Raw genomic sequence first — 14286 nt, forward strand, 5'->3', positions numbered from 1 at the left:
TATTAATAACTTTAGATTATTTTGAATATTATATTTTGATAATCAAGATATTTTAAATTCAAAGATAAAAGAAGGAGAAATCTATGAAAGAGGTAATTATAGAAGGTTTAGGAAAATATACACCTTCCCATTTAGTTACTAATGATCAGTTAAGTGAAATCATTGATACTAGTGACGAATGGATTTATTCACGAACTGGCATAAAAAGTAGATATATTTCTAAAGGTGAAGATACATCTGATATGGCAGCGAAGGCTGGTAAAAAAGCTTTGGAAAGTGCAAATATAAGCCCATTGGATGTGGATTTGTTAATAGTTGCAACTTGTACACCAGACATGTTTACTCCATCTACTGCATGCATAGTTCAAAGTATTATAGGTGCTGAGAATGCCCTTGCCTTTGATATAAGTGCTGCTTGTTCTGGATTTATATATGGATTAGATGTGGCTAAAGCTATGATGGCATCAAATAATTATAAACATGCCCTAGTTATAGGAGCTGAAAATCTTTCAAAGTCACTTGACTGGGAGGATAGATCCACATGTGTATTATTTGGTGATGGTGCAGGAGCAGCTGTTTTGTCAAAAAGTTATAACTTAGGTCTTATGAGCTCTTTTTGCAAATCAGTAGGAGAAAAATATAAATGCTTAACAATTGGAGGTAATGATGTAGATAGCCCATTTGTAGAAAGCAAAACTATTAGACATTCTAAATTAAGGATGGATGGCGGTGAAATATTTAAGTTTGCTACTTCTGTCATAGTAAATTCAATTAATAAAATATTGGAAGAAAATAATTTAGATATTAATGATATTGATTATATAATTCCACATCAAGCGAATATAAGAATTATTCAATATTCTGCTAAAAGGTTAAAAGTTGATATGAATAAGTTTTATATGAATATGGAGGAGTATGGAAATACTTCAGGAGCATCTATACCAATTGCACTTAGCGATATGAGTGAAAAAGGGTTATTAAAAAAAGATAGTAAAATTATATTAGTCGGATTTGGTGCAGGCCTTACTTACGGAGCAACTTTAATAAATTGGGCTATTTAATTTTAAATAAATAAAAATTTAGGAAATTTAAAATTAACAAGATTAACTAAGATTAGAGAATTAACTAAGATAACTAAAGTAAGAAAGTAAATTAATATTACAAAAATAATAAAAATTATTAGAATTTATGGAGGATGAAAAAATGATATTTGAAAAATTACAAGGAATAATGGAAGAAAACTTATCAATAGAGAGAGATGAAATAAAATTAGATAGTACTTTTGCATCTTTAGGAATAGACTCATTAGACACATTCCAATTAATAATAGAGATAGAAGAAGAATTTGGAATAGAAGTAGAAGCACCAGAAAGTATGAAAACTATAAAGGACGTAGTTAGCTATATAGAAGAAAAGACAAAATAATAAGATATGGTTACAGGAGGAAATATGAAAACTTCAAGGATAACAGAATTACTTAATATAGAATATCCAATAATTCAAGGCGGTATGGCTTGGATATCAAATGCTACTTTAGCAGCGGCAGTTAGTGAAGCAGGAGGTCTAGGAATTATAAGTGGAGTAGGGAATACAGAAGATGTTAGAGCTGAAATCAGAAAAACTAAATCCCTTACTAAAAAGCCTTTTGGCATAAACATAATGCTTATGAGAGACAATATTGACGAAATCGCAAAGTTAGTATGTGATGAACAAGTTGCTGTAGTAACTACTGGGGCAGGAAGTCCTGGAAAATACATTGAAGATTGGAAAAAACACAATGTAAAAGTAATACCTGTTGTCCCTTCTGTAGCAATTGCAAAAAGAATGGAAAAATTCGGTGCAGATGCAGTTATAGTAGAAGGGATGGAAGCAGGAGGTCATATTGGTCAATTGACAACTATGAGTTTAGTACCACAAGTTGTGGATGCAGTGGATATCCCTGTAATAGCAGCAGGAGGTATAGGCGATGGAAGAGGTATAGCAGCATCATTTATGCTTGGAGCTTGTGGAGTCCAAATGGGAACTAGATTTTTAGTATCAAAAGAATGCAAGGTCCATGAAAATTATAAAGATAGAGTTTTAAACGCAAAAGATATAGATACTGAAGTTACAGGAACAAGTACATCTCATCCAGTTAGAGTTTTAAGAAATAAACTTACTAGAGAGTATATAAAACTTGAAAAAACTAATGCTGACCCAGAAGAAATAGAAGCTCTAGGAAAAGGAGCTTTAAGAAAAGCTGTAGTAGATGGTGATGTTAATAACGGTAGTGTTATGGCAGGTCAAATAGCAGGGCTTGTTAGTAAAAAACAAACTTGTAAAGAAATTATAGATGAATTAATAAGTGAGCTAGATTTAGTACTTGGGAGGGTTTGCAATGAGTAAAAAAATAGCATTTCTTTTTCCAGGCCAAGGAGCCCAATATATAGATATGGGAAAAGATTTATATGAAAACATAGAAAGTTGCAAAAACATATTTGATAAAGGTGAAGAAATTCTAGATATGCCTATAAAGGATTTAATTTTCAATGGTTCTATTGAAGAATTAACTAGAACTAAAAATAGCCAGCCTGCAATAATGCTAACATCTCTAGCATGTCAAAAAGCTTTGGAGGAGTCAGGGGTTGAAGCTGACTATGCATTAGGATTATCTTTAGGAGAATATGGAGCTTTAGTATATGGTGGAATGCTTTCTTTTGAAGATGGGATGAAACTTATAAAAACAAGAGCGCAGATTATGGATTCAGAAGTAAGTCCAGAAGAAGGAACTATGGCAGCTGTATTAAAACTTGATAATTTTAAAGTTGAAGAACTTATAAAAAGAGCTAGTGAGTCTGGACTTGTGGAAGGTGCAAACTATAACTGTCCTGGTCAAGTTGTAATATCAGGTGAACACAAGGCAATAAAAGCAAGTATAAAAATAGGAAAAGAGCTAAAAGGAATGGTACTGCCCCTAAAAGTAAGTGGACCTTTCCATAGTTCTATATATGAAAAAGCTAGTTATAAATTCTATGAAGAATTAAAAAAAGTAAATATAAATAAATTTGAAAAGACAGTTTACTCTAATGTAAAAGGAAGTCCTTATGAAGAAAGTGATGATGTGAAGGAGTTATTAAGACAACAAATAATGTCATCAGTACTTTTTGAAAAAAGTATAAGAAATTTAATTGACAGAGGAGTTAATACTTTTGTAGAAGTAGGTCCAGGTAAAACTTTAAGTGGATTTGTAAAGAAAATAAATAAAGATGTAAAAATTCATAATGTAGAAGATTTAAAATCTTTAAGAGAAACAGTTGAAAGTTTAAAGCTTGAAAAAATTAATGCTTAAGCTTTGAATAACAGGAGGTAAATTAATGTTACAAGGAAAATGTGCAGTAATTACAGGTGCTTCTAGAGGGATCGGTAGAGAAATTGCTCTTAAATATGCCAAAGAAGGCGCTAGTATAGTGCTTAATTATAGAAATAGTGAAACAGAAGCTCTTAAGTTAAAAGAAGAATTAGATAAACTAGGATCTGATACTTTGATTATCAAAGCAAATGTAAGTAATTTTGAAGAAGCTGAGAAACTAATAAAAGAAGCTAAAGAAACTTTTGGAAGAGTAGATATATTAGTTAATAATGCTGGTATAACAAAAGATAATTTAATAATGAGAATGAAAGAAGAAGATTTTGATAGTGTTATAGATGTTAACTTAAAAGGAGCATTTAATTGTTTAAAAGCAGTAACTCCAATAATGGTAAGACAAAAATCTGGAAAAATAATAAACATGTCTTCAGTAGTTGGTGTTATAGGTAATGCGGGGCAAGTTAATTACTGTGCATCAAAAGCAGGTCTTATTGGAATGACAAAATCTTTAGCACGTGAAATTGGAGGCAAAAATATAAATGTAAATGCCATTGCTCCAGGATTTATAGATACTGATATGACAAAAGTATTAAGTGAAGACCAAAAGAAAAACATAATGTCTCAAGTGCCTCTTAAAAGATTAGGTCAAGCAGAGGATATTGCTAATTTAGCATTATTTTTAGCTAGCAATCAATCTGATTATATAACAGGTCAAGTCATCCATGTGGATGGCGGCATGGCAATGTAGGAGGTTTTTATGAATAAAAGAGTAGTTATAACAGGAATAGGTGCTGTTACTCCAATTGGAAATAGCGCTGAAGAATTTTGGACTAATGCTAAAAATGGAAAATTAGGAATCGACTTTATTAAGTCAATGGACGTTGAAAATCTAGATGTAAAAATAGCTGGAGAAGTCAAAGATTTAAAAATAGAAGATTATTTAGATAAAAAAGAATGTAGAAGACTTGATAAATTTACACAATATGCACTTATAGCTAGTGAAGAAGCCATAAAACAGTCAGGTATTAATATGGATGAAATAGATAAAAATAGAGTTGGTGTAATGGTTGGTTCAGGTATAGGAGGTTTCCATACTCATGAAAATGAATTTGGAAATTTATACAAAAAAGGACCTAAAAGAATATCCCCAATGTATATACCTATGACTATAATTAATGCAGGTGCTGCTAATATTGCCATTAAATATGGTGCGAGAGGAACTTGTACATCAGCTGTAACAGCTTGTGCTACAGGAACTAATAATATAGGAGATGCATTTAGACATATAAAACATGGATATGCAGATGTAATGATAAGTGGAGGATGCGAAGCATCTATTACAACCATAGCCATAGCTGGGTTTAGTAATATGAAAGCTTTGAATTCTAAAAATACACCTGAAAGAGCATCTATACCATTTGACAAAGACAGAAGTGGATTTGTTATGGGTGAAGGCGCAGGAATATTAGTTATGGAAAGTTTGGACCATGCACTAAAAAGAGGAGCAAATATACTATGTGAAATAGTAGGATATGGGTCAACTTGTGATGCCTATCATATAACTTCTCCAGATCCAGATGGTATAAGTGCATCAAAAGCAATGAAAGATGCAATTGACGAAGCGGGTATAAGCCCAAGTGAAGTTTCTTATATAAATGCTCATGGTACATCAACACCGTATAATGATTTATTTGAAACTAGAGCAATTAAAAAAGTATTTGAAAAAGATGCAAAAAACATTCCTATTTCTTCAACTAAATCTATGACAGGTCACCTGTTAGGAGCAGCTGGAGCAATAGAATCCATAGCATGCATAAAGTCCCTACAAGAAGGATTTATACATCCAACTATAGGTTATAGTGAAGGTGAAGAGGAATTAGATTTAGACTATGTACCTAATGTGGGACGAGAAAAAGAACTTAAATATGCTTTAAGTAACTCACTAGGATTTGGTGGTCACAATGCCACACTTTTATTCAAAAAGTGGGACTAAATAGGAGGTAAATATGAGATTTGATGAAGTAAAAGAACTTATTGAACTTATTAACAACTCCAATTTATCTTATTTTGAAATGAGAGATGAAAAAGAGTTTATAAAAATGGATAAATCAATTACGAGAAATTATTCATCTAATAATAATGATTTATGCGACAATAATTCAAAGAAATTAGACATAAGTGATTTAAATAATGATGTTGATATAAAAACAGAAGTTAAAAAAGATGTTGAAGAAAGTAATGTTTCTCAAAATAATGATGATGCTGATATGGAAGTAATAGCTTCACCAATAGTGGGAACATTTTATGAAGCTATGTCACCAGATGATGATCCTTTTGTAAGTGTAGGTCAAAAAATAAGCAAAGGTGAAGTAGTTTGTATTGTTGAAGCTATGAAACTTATGAATGAAATAAGTGCAGAATTTGATTGTAAAATAGTTAGTGTATTGAGTGAAAATGGAAAAATGGTTCAATACGGAGAGCCATTATTCAAAGTAAGGAGAGTATAAATGTTAACAGTTAAAGAAATAAAAGATATTTTACCTCATAGATATCCATTTTTAATGATAGATAGAGTTGAAGAAGTAATAGAAGGAAAAAGTGCAAAAGGATATAAAAATGTAACTATAAATGAGAAATTTTTCAATGGACATTTTCCAGAATATCCTGTAATGCCAGGAGTATTAATTTTAGAAGCATTGGCTCAAATGGGCGCAATATGCATACTGTCAAAGGATGAATTCAAAGGAAAAATAGGATTTTTAGTTGGGGCAGATAAAGTAAGATGGAAAAAGCAAGTAATGCCAGGAGATAAATTAAATCTAGAAATAGAAATAGTGAAACTAAGAGGTAATATTGGTGTGGGAAAAGGTAAAGCTACTGTGGATGGAAATTTAGTTTGTGAAGGCGAAATAATGTTTGCTATTGGGTAGGTGATATTATGTTAAAGAAAATTCTTATAGCTAACAGAGGTGAAATTGCAGTAAGAATAATTAGGGCTTGTAGAGAGCTTAATATAAGAACTGTAGCTATTTATTCTGAGCAGGATAAAGATGCCCTTCATACACAAATGGCAGATGAATCTGTTTGTGTAGGAGGACCGCTTAGTAAAGATAGTTATTTAAATATGACAAATATTTTAAGTGCGTGTGTTTTAACCGGGTGTGAAGGTATACATCCCGGCTTTGGATTTTTATCAGAAAATCCTAAGTTTGCAAAAATGTGCAAAGAATGCAATATAAAATTTATTGGACCAGATTATGAAACTATTGAGCTAATGGGAGACAAAGCAAGAGCTAGAGAAATAATGAAAAAAGCAAATGTTCCTGTTGTACCAGGATATGAAGGTGAAATACTTTCATATGATCATGCTTTAGATTTAGCTAAAAATATAGGATTTCCAATGATGATAAAAGCAGCTGCCGGTGGTGGAGGCAAGGGAATAAGAATAGTAAGAAACATTAAGGAATTCAAACATAATTTTGAAGCTGCCAAATTAGAAGCAAAAGCTTGTTTTGGTGAAGATAAGGTTTATATTGAAAAATTTATAGAAGATCCAAGACATATAGAATTTCAAATATTGGCTGATGAATATAACAAGGTAGTTCATTTAGGTGAAAGAGAATGTTCAATGCAAAGAAATAACCAAAAAGTGTTAGAAGAAGCTCCATCTGTTTTTCTAAATGATAATTTAAGAGAAAAAATGGGGAAAGTTGCAGTTAAAGCAGCAGAGGCTGTTGATTATAAAAATGCAGGGACTATAGAATTTTTAGTGGATGATAGTGGTGAGTTTTACTTTATGGAAATGAATACAAGAATTCAAGTTGAGCATCCTATTACAGAAATGGTTACTAATATAGATATAGTAAAAGAACAGTTAAAGATAGCTTCAGGTATTAAGATGGAAATTAACCAAGAAGATATTAAAATATCTGGTCATGCTATAGAGTGCAGAATAAATGCGGAAGATCCCAAAAATAATTTTAGACCATGTCCAGGAGTAATAACAGAATTATATACTCCATCAGGTTTAGGAGTTAGGGTTGATAGTGCTATTTATTGTGGTTATGAAATTCCACCATATTATGATTCTATGATAGGAAAGCTTATAACTTTTGGAGATGACAGAGAAAACGCCATAATTAAAATGAAAAGAGCCTTAGACGAATTTGCTATAGGTGGAGTTACAACAAATATAGATTTTCAATATGAAATACTGGAACATGAAGATTTTATAAATGGGAATTATAATACTTCTTTTATAGAGAATAAGTTGGTGAATAATAATGCTTAAAAATTTATTTAGAAAAAGAGAATATGTGACAGTAAGCACTAGAAATTTAGAGGATAGCTCACATACTCCCAATATACCTAATGGAAAATGGACTAATTGTCCTAAATGTAAAAACATACTTTATAAAGAAGATTTAGAGAGAAATTACAAGGTATGTATAGGATGTGGACATCATTTTAGTATTTCTGCAAGGAATAGAGTAGACCAAATATTTGATAAAAATACATTTGTGGAACTATTTAAAGAGGTAGAAACTAAAAATCCTTTGAATTTTGAGGGATATGAAGATAAATTAGAGTTAAATCAAGTTAAATCTGGTTTAAAGGAAGCTGTCATAACAGGGACTGGAGAAATTAATTCTCTTAAGGTAGCAAGTGCAATTATGGATAGTAACTTTATGATGGGAAGCATGGGATGTGCTGTAGGTGAAAAAATAACACGTATTGTGGAGTATGCTACAAAGAATAGACTCCCTCTTATTATTTTTACAGCATCTGGTGGAGCCAGAATGCAAGAAGGTATATTTTCACTTATGCAAATGGCTAAAACTTCTCTAGCAATATCAAGACATGATGATGCAGGACTTCTATATATTAGTGTAATAACTCATCCTACAACAGGTGGTGTTACAGCTAGCTTTGCCATGGAAGGTGATATAATTATAAGTGAGCCAAACTCAGTAATCGGATTTGCAGGAAGAAGAGTAATAGAAAATACCATAAATGAAAAGCTACCAGAAGATTTCCAAAGTGCAGAGTTTGCTTTGGAAAAAGGATTTATAGATTCTATTGTTAAAAGAAGGGATTTAAGAAACTATTTATACAAAGTTTTAAGATTACATGGGGTGATGAAAAATGCAAAATAATGAAAATATAATATGGGATAAGGTTAATCTTGCAAGACATAAAGATAGACCAAATGCTAAATTTTATATAGAAAACATATTTGATGAATTTATTGAACTTCATGGTGATAGATCTTTTAGGGACGATAAAGCTATAATTGGTGGAATTGGTAGTATAAATAATATAAATGTAACAGTTATTGGAATTAATAAAGGAAAAACCACAAAAGAAAATATAGATATGAACTTTGGTATGGTTCATCCAGAAGGGTATAAAAAAGCTTTAAGGTTAATGAAGCAAGCAGAAAAATTTAAAAGACCTATAGTTTGTTTTATAGATACTCCTGGGGCATTTTGTGGTATAGGAGCGGAAGAAAGAGGCCAAGGTCATGCTATAGCTCAAAACTTACTAGAAATGAGTAGTTTGAAAACTCCCGTAATATCTATAATCATAGGAGAAGGAGGTAGTGGTGGAGCATTAGCTCTTGCTTTAGGTGATAAAGTATATATGATGGAAAACTCAATTTATTCTATTTTATCTCCGGAAGGATTTGCATCTATACTATGGAAAGATGTAAGCAAGGCGAAAAAGGCGGCTTTAGCAATGAAGATAACTGCTCATGATTTAAAAGATTTTGGCATAATAGATGACATTATTATGGAGCCAGAAAATGGTGCTCAGACAAACCCACTTCAAGCAAGCGAAAATATAAAAGAATATATATTGAAGGATTTAGAGGATTTAATCAATACAGATTCTCATGAACTATTAAATAATAGATATGACAAATTTAGAAAAATGGGAAATTAAAATAACAGAAATGGAGGGTACACGATACAATAAGTAGATCCTTCATTTTTTATTGTTTTAAAACTATTAATTTTAAGATATGGAAAAGAAACCTATATTATATTACAATTATTAAATAAACAATAAAAGCTGGCTAATTCCAATGGAGTTAGCCAGCTTCCTTAATTATATATTATATTTCACAAGTTAATTCATCCATAACTTCTTTTACTGATTTTAATTCATTTATTTTGTATGCATCTGCTCCACAGAATAATAGAGCATCATCCACATTACCTTTTACTGCATTTATCAAAGCAGTTGAAATACAATAAGGTGTGTCTTTAGGATTACAAGGAACTAAGCAATTATAGCACTTTGTAATTTTAGGTCTTGAACAGGACACCTTATCAATAAATTTATTTTTTATTGCCCTTCCAGGAAGTCCAACAGGACTTTTAACTATTTTAATATCTTCTTCCTTGGCATTAACATAAGTTTGTTTAAAGTTATCATGTGCATCACACTCATGAGTAGCAACAAATCTAGTACCTACTTGAACACCGCTAGCACCTAAATCTAAATACTTTTTCACATCAAGTCCAGATGATATTCCGCCAGCAGCAATTACTGGTATTTTTTTATTGTATTTTTCTTCGTATGTTTTTGTGATGTCTAGAATTTTAATAAATTCATCATCATAATTAATTGATTCTATATGATCTAACTCATCATTATTAAAGCCTAAATGACCACCAGCTTTAGGACCTTCCACAATTATTAAATCAGCTGTTGTCTTGTCCTTTTTATCCCACATTTTTAGGATAACCTGTGCTGCCTTAGATGATGATACAATAGGAGCTATTTTAGTTGTACTATTTTTTATTAATTTAGGCAAATGCAAAGGTAGCCCAGCTCCAGAGATTATTAAGTCACAGCCAGATTCTATTGCTGTTTTTACATGTTCTTCATAATAATTCATGGCCACCATTAAATTAACACCAATTATGCCATTATTAGATTTTTCTTTAGCTATTTTAAGATGTTTTTTTAAAGCTCTTAAATTTGCTTCCAAAGTGTTATTTTCAAAATCATATTCATCATATCCAATGTTAACACCAGATATAATCCCAATTCCACCAGCATTACTAACAGCAGATGCTAAAGACGATCTAGATACACCTATGCCCATACCACCTTGTATTACAGGTACTTTTACAATTAAATTTCCTATTACTAATTCTTTCATAAATTTCCTCCTATATAATGGGGAAATCTAAAATTAAAACTAACTAAGATTACTTAATATTATACTATAAAATACAGTGTTTTCATACTATAATAATCTTATGAATATATGGAAAATCCAAGGTTTTTAATATATAAATTTGAATTTTGAAAGGAGGCTTAAAAATAAGTTTATGTTAAGAATAAGACCGCATCATATACTTTGTATGAGGGCATATAGTGGAAATGGGTACAGTGAAGAATTTAAAGCTAAAATGGAAAATATTATAAATAAAATTAAAGCTTATAATAAATTTCTTCAAGTAGATAATTTGAAAAAAGAAATGAATGAGGTAGAGTTAGTTTTTTATACGGATAGTATTTGTGAAAAATGTCCTAATAAATTAGATGAAAATCTTTGCTCATCTCAAGATAAAGTGGAATTGCTTGATTTAAAAGTAGCAAGTCATTTTAATTTAAAAGAGGGATTTTACAATTATAGTGAATTAGAAGCATTAGTATATAACAATATAAAAGAAATCATATTTGATGATATTTGTAAAGAATGTGAGTGGTATGGAGTTACCAATTGTAAAGATTATATAATTATTAAATAGTGTTGAAAATACGTAGAAAATGTCGTTTAAAATAGATTGTCTGTGCTATTAAAATCACATATAATGTATTTAATGCTAAATCGAAAAATGTAAAAATAATAAAATCTAATAGAAATGTATATAAATCATGAAGGTTTATATTAATTAAAATAATTAATTAATGTAGCTTCATGTTTTTTGTTTAGTTGGGACTAATCTTTTAAGCTTTTATTTTTATAATTTTATTGAAAAACTATAATATTATGGAAGTTGGTGTGCCTATGGAAGAAATAAAGATGATAAGTAATGTAGGGTATGATATTGGGGAAAAAGCTGAGTTACATGAATTAGAAATATTAAGATTACTGGAAATGATTAAATATGATCAGTATCATGATTTTTATAATAGAATTTTAGTTATTGCTAAATCTGTACAAGTTACTTTACCAGATGCATTATTTAAGTATGATTATGATACTTTTGAGATTTACATAAATGCATTATGGGAAGGCATAATGAAAAGTTATCCTGCTTTTAAAAATTAAAATATATTAAATTAGATATTATAAAAACTTCTGAGAAATAAAAAGGCTTCTATTTCTCAGAAGTTTTTTATTTTCTAATCTTTTATTATGAAATGATATAATTAATTAAGTAATTAAAAATGGAATATTATAAAAAGGAGATATAAAATGAAAGAAGTGTCACTAAGAAGTTGTGATAGTTATAAATATGAAGAAGTAAAATCCAAATTTAAAAAGTTGTTACAAGATTTAGGTGGACTTGAAAAGTATGTAAAGAAAAACAGTACAGTATTTATAAAGCTTAATCTTGTTTCAAAAAAATTACCGGAAGAAATGGCAACCACTCATCCGATGATTTTGAAAATTATGGCGGAAGAACTTTTGGAGCTTCAATGCAGGATAATAGTTGGTGATAGTCCAGGAGGACCTTACACAAAATCATCTTTAAAAGGTGTATACAAAGCTTGTGGAATAGAAAAAGTATGTGAAGAGCTTAATATTGAACTAAATTACGACACTTCAGAAATAAAAGTAGAAAATACCCATGGAAAAATACTAAAATATATGACAGTAATAAATCCTATAGTTGAAGTAGATCATGTTATAAATATTTGTAAATTAAAAACTCATGCCATGGCAACTTTTACAGGAGGGGTAAAAAATTTATTTGGAGTAATACCTGGAGTGAAAAAGGCTGAGTATCATTTTAAAATGCCTGAAGTTAAGGATTTTACAGAGGCATTAGTTGATATATGTGCTTTTGTATCACCAACCCTTACTATTATGGATGGTGTAGTAGGTATGGAAGGTGAAGGGCCAACTGCAGGTGTACCTAGAAAAATAGGTGTATTACTAGCATCTACGAGTCCTTATGCTATAGATGTTATTGCTTGTAAACTTATAAATTTAGATCCACTTAAGGTTCCAACAGTACAAAGGTGTGTTGAAAGAAACTTAATAGAAAAAGATTTTTTGGATATTTGTTTATTAGGGGAAAAATTAGAAGATAAAGTGATTAAGGATTTTAAAATACCTTCAAATAAAAGTATTAGTTTTCTAAGAGGGAAAGTACCTAGAAATATTGAGATTTTTATAAATAAAAAACTGGCAGGGAAACCAGTAATAAATTATAAAGAATGTGTAAAGTGTGGAGTATGTAGTAGAGTCTGCCCACCTAAAGTTATAGATATGAATGAAAATGGTCCTAATATAAATTTAGACAATTGTATAAGATGTTTTTGCTGTCATGAATTATGCCCTAAAAAGGCTGTAGATTTGAAAAGGCCTTTTATTTTTAGATTTTTATAAGAAGACTTAAATGTAACTTACGCATAAAAAACCATACCTCAGGAAAAGTGATTGATATTTTATTTTAAGTTCATATAATATAAAACATATAAATAGAAAGTTAAAATCTTCATATTCTATTTATATACAAATTTGAGGAACGGTAAATTATAATTAGCATAAATGCGGAGGGGGGATCTTATGTTTTTTCTAAACTATATAGTATTTATACTGACAATTTTATTTACACATTTAATAGCTTTAAGCACACAATCATTAAGTAGCAGGAAATACTTCTTTGGAGTATACATAAACGAGATAATTATAGAAGAAGATTTAAAAATTAAGATAAATAAAGATTTTAAAAGAATATTAAATATATCACTACTTTTAAGTATTATGATCTATTTAATATTAAAAAGTATATTTGATTTAAATATAGTTGCTAATATTATAATTTGTACTACTATATATCTTACTTTATTCTTTTTAATTTTAACAATAGAATATAAAAAAGTTAAATATATTAAAGATACTTATTTAGCTAATTTACAATCTTGTAATACTGAAAATAAAGAACAAGTATCTGTAAGAGTAATGATAAAAGAAGATGAAATTCTTGCAGAAGAAAAGAAAAAATTAATCAAGAAATTTAAGATACTATTTGGAATATGTATAGTATTATCTCTTACATCATTTGTATATGTTTTATTAAGCTATAAAAATATGCCAGACACTATAATAACACACTGGGGAGCGTATGGAAAACCGGATGGATACTCTGAAAAAAACATACTAAATGTATTCTTTACTAGTTTTATAGATGTATCTATGGTAATATTATTTGCTCTAATAGGCATAGGAAGTATATGTGCAAATACTTATATAGATGATAAAAATTTAGAAGTAAATAGAAAGAAAGCTCTAAAATATTTAAACGGTATAGGATATTCTTTTCTTGCTCTAACTCTTAGTATTCAATCTATTACATCTACGATACCAATATTTATGGTACAGGAAAAAGATATGCCGATGTGGCTAACTTTAGGATCATGTATAGTGATGATTTTTGTGGTAGTGCCTGTAATTTATTTTTATCTTATGTTAAGTAATATAAAACCTAAGAGTAGAAATATATATACTGTTGAAAATGATGATGAAAAGTGGATTTATGGTTTTATTTATTACAACAAAGAAGATCCAAAGCTTATGGTGGAAAAAAGACTAGGTATGGGGTGGGGCATGAATATGGCTCATATTTTAGGAAAAGCCATTACAATTATCCTAGTGTTAATAACAGTTGGAAGTTTATTAATATGTTTTATATAGAAGAAGAGAACAATGTTTTAATAAAATAAAAAAGTAGCTACTAGTTATTTAG

At 29.8% G+C, this 14286-nt stretch carries 16 protein-coding genes; 15 read left to right on the top strand and 1 reads right to left on the bottom strand.

What is annotated here, in order from left to right; genetic code table 11:
* Nucleotides 1–83: 83 nt before the first annotated feature.
* The 11 genes from TEGL_RS02685 (at nucleotide 84) to TEGL_RS02735 (ending at nucleotide 9292) form a co-directional block, all read left to right on the top strand.
* Nucleotides 84–1061: a beta-ketoacyl-ACP synthase III gene (locus TEGL_RS02685; protein ID WP_018592442.1), complete on the top strand. Its 978-nt coding sequence runs from the start codon at nucleotides 84–86 to the stop codon at nucleotides 1059–1061.
* 142 nt (nucleotides 1062–1203) lie between these two features.
* Complete coding sequence (locus TEGL_RS02690; RefSeq protein ID WP_018592441.1) at nucleotides 1204–1425, top strand: acyl carrier protein; 222 nt, start codon at nucleotides 1204–1206, stop codon at nucleotides 1423–1425.
* 24 nt (nucleotides 1426–1449) lie between these two features.
* Nucleotides 1450–2385 carry an enoyl-[acyl-carrier-protein] reductase FabK gene (fabK, locus tag TEGL_RS02695; protein ID WP_018592440.1) on the top strand — a complete coding sequence of 312 codons (936 nt, stop codon included), beginning with the start codon at nucleotides 1450–1452 and terminating at the stop codon, nucleotides 2383–2385.
* Nucleotides 2378–3328, top strand: a complete 951-nt coding sequence (gene fabD, locus TEGL_RS02700) for an ACP S-malonyltransferase (protein WP_018592439.1) — start codon at nucleotides 2378–2380, stop codon at nucleotides 3326–3328. Before fabK ends, fabD begins: the two co-directional genes overlap by 8 nt.
* Before the next feature lie 25 nt (nucleotides 3329–3353).
* On the top strand, nucleotides 3354–4094 hold the full coding sequence (gene fabG, locus TEGL_RS02705) for a 3-oxoacyl-[acyl-carrier-protein] reductase (RefSeq protein ID WP_018592438.1): 741 nt from the start codon (nucleotides 3354–3356) through the stop codon (nucleotides 4092–4094).
* A gap of 9 nt (nucleotides 4095–4103) precedes the next feature.
* The gene (gene fabF / locus TEGL_RS02710; protein ID WP_018592437.1) at nucleotides 4104–5339 is read left to right on the top strand and encodes a beta-ketoacyl-ACP synthase II; all 1236 of its coding nucleotides are present in this window, start codon (nucleotides 4104–4106) and stop codon (nucleotides 5337–5339) included.
* Nucleotides 5340–5352: 13 nt separating this feature from the next.
* Nucleotides 5353–5853 carry an acetyl-CoA carboxylase biotin carboxyl carrier protein gene (gene accB, locus TEGL_RS02715; RefSeq protein WP_018592436.1) on the top strand — a complete coding sequence of 167 codons (501 nt, stop codon included), beginning with the start codon at nucleotides 5353–5355 and terminating at the stop codon, nucleotides 5851–5853.
* Nucleotides 5854–6276, top strand: coding sequence for a 3-hydroxyacyl-ACP dehydratase FabZ (fabZ, locus tag TEGL_RS02720; RefSeq protein ID WP_018592435.1), 423 nt, complete (start codon nucleotides 5854–5856; stop codon nucleotides 6274–6276).
* Between the two features lie 8 nt (nucleotides 6277–6284).
* Nucleotides 6285–7637: an acetyl-CoA carboxylase biotin carboxylase subunit gene (locus tag TEGL_RS02725; protein ID WP_018592434.1), complete on the top strand. Its 1353-nt coding sequence runs from the start codon at nucleotides 6285–6287 to the stop codon at nucleotides 7635–7637.
* Nucleotides 7630–8502, top strand: coding sequence for an acetyl-CoA carboxylase, carboxyltransferase subunit beta (gene accD, locus TEGL_RS02730; protein WP_018592433.1), 873 nt, complete (start codon nucleotides 7630–7632; stop codon nucleotides 8500–8502). The genes TEGL_RS02725 and accD overlap by 8 nt, the downstream gene beginning before the upstream one ends.
* Nucleotides 8492–9292 (top strand): acetyl-CoA carboxylase carboxyltransferase subunit alpha, encoded by an 801-nt coding sequence (locus TEGL_RS02735; RefSeq protein ID WP_018592432.1) that lies wholly within the window; start codon nucleotides 8492–8494, stop codon nucleotides 9290–9292. The genes accD and TEGL_RS02735 overlap by 11 nt, the downstream gene beginning before the upstream one ends.
* Nucleotides 9293–9464: 172 nt before the next feature.
* On the opposite strand, the gene TEGL_RS02740 is transcribed toward TEGL_RS02735, so the two are convergent.
* Nucleotides 9465–10520: an NAD(P)H-dependent flavin oxidoreductase gene (locus TEGL_RS02740; protein ID WP_018592431.1), complete on the bottom strand. Its 1056-nt coding sequence runs from the start codon at nucleotides 10518–10520 to the stop codon at nucleotides 9465–9467.
* Nucleotides 10521–10725: 205 nt separating this feature from the next.
* Here TEGL_RS02740 and TEGL_RS02745 point away from each other — a divergent pair, with 205 nt between their 5' ends.
* The 4 genes from TEGL_RS02745 to TEGL_RS02760 all read left to right on the top strand — a co-directional run bounded on the left by TEGL_RS02745 (nucleotide 10726) and on the right by TEGL_RS02760 (nucleotide 14234).
* Nucleotides 10726–11115 (top strand): DUF1284 domain-containing protein, encoded by a 390-nt coding sequence (locus TEGL_RS02745; RefSeq protein ID WP_338460394.1) that lies wholly within the window; start codon nucleotides 10726–10728, stop codon nucleotides 11113–11115.
* 224 nt (nucleotides 11116–11339) lie between these two features.
* On the top strand, nucleotides 11340–11639 hold the full coding sequence (locus tag TEGL_RS02750) for a hypothetical protein (protein WP_146053503.1): 300 nt from the start codon (nucleotides 11340–11342) through the stop codon (nucleotides 11637–11639).
* A 147-nt stretch (nucleotides 11640–11786) separates the two neighbouring features.
* Complete coding sequence (locus tag TEGL_RS02755) at nucleotides 11787–12926, top strand: DUF362 domain-containing protein (RefSeq protein ID WP_018592428.1); 1140 nt, start codon at nucleotides 11787–11789, stop codon at nucleotides 12924–12926.
* Nucleotides 12927–13106: 180 nt separating this feature from the next.
* On the top strand, nucleotides 13107–14234 hold the full coding sequence (locus TEGL_RS02760) for a DUF1648 domain-containing protein (RefSeq protein ID WP_018592427.1): 1128 nt from the start codon (nucleotides 13107–13109) through the stop codon (nucleotides 14232–14234).
* The last annotated feature ends 52 nt before the right edge of the window (nucleotides 14235–14286 follow it).

Source organism: Terrisporobacter glycolicus ATCC 14880 = DSM 1288, assembly GCF_036812735.1.
In the GTDB taxonomy this organism is placed as follows: Bacteria; Bacillota; Clostridia; order Peptostreptococcales; family Peptostreptococcaceae; genus Terrisporobacter; species Terrisporobacter glycolicus.

Bases quoted from the DNA above. Each gene is read 5' to 3' on its own strand.
- TEGL_RS02735 (WP_018592432.1), top strand. From the start codon at position 8,492: ATGCAAAATAATGAAAATATAATATGGGATAAGGTTAATCTTGCAAGA.
- TEGL_RS02760 (WP_018592427.1), top strand. From the start codon at position 13,107: ATGTTTTTTCTAAACTATATAGTATTTATACTGACAATTTTATTTACA.
- fabD (WP_018592439.1), top strand. From the start codon at position 2,378: ATGAGTAAAAAAATAGCATTTCTTTTTCCAGGCCAAGGAGCCCAATAT.
- fabZ (WP_018592435.1), top strand. From the start codon at position 5,854: ATGTTAACAGTTAAAGAAATAAAAGATATTTTACCTCATAGATATCCA.
- TEGL_RS02725 (WP_018592434.1), top strand. From the start codon at position 6,285: ATGTTAAAGAAAATTCTTATAGCTAACAGAGGTGAAATTGCAGTAAGA.
- fabG (WP_018592438.1), top strand. From the start codon at position 3,354: ATGTTACAAGGAAAATGTGCAGTAATTACAGGTGCTTCTAGAGGGATC.
- fabF (WP_018592437.1), top strand. From the start codon at position 4,104: ATGAATAAAAGAGTAGTTATAACAGGAATAGGTGCTGTTACTCCAATT.
- TEGL_RS02685 (WP_018592442.1), top strand. From the start codon at position 84: ATGAAAGAGGTAATTATAGAAGGTTTAGGAAAATATACACCTTCCCAT.
- TEGL_RS02755 (WP_018592428.1), top strand. From the start codon at position 11,787: ATGAAAGAAGTGTCACTAAGAAGTTGTGATAGTTATAAATATGAAGAA.
- TEGL_RS02740 (WP_018592431.1), bottom strand. From the start codon at position 10,520: ATGAAAGAATTAGTAATAGGAAATTTAATTGTAAAAGTACCTGTAATA.
- TEGL_RS02745 (WP_338460394.1), top strand. From the start codon at position 10,726: ATGAGGGCATATAGTGGAAATGGGTACAGTGAAGAATTTAAAGCTAAA.
- fabK (WP_018592440.1), top strand. From the start codon at position 1,450: ATGAAAACTTCAAGGATAACAGAATTACTTAATATAGAATATCCAATA.
- accB (WP_018592436.1), top strand. From the start codon at position 5,353: ATGAGATTTGATGAAGTAAAAGAACTTATTGAACTTATTAACAACTCC.
- TEGL_RS02690 (WP_018592441.1), top strand. From the start codon at position 1,204: ATGATATTTGAAAAATTACAAGGAATAATGGAAGAAAACTTATCAATA.
- accD (WP_018592433.1), top strand. From the start codon at position 7,630: ATGCTTAAAAATTTATTTAGAAAAAGAGAATATGTGACAGTAAGCACT.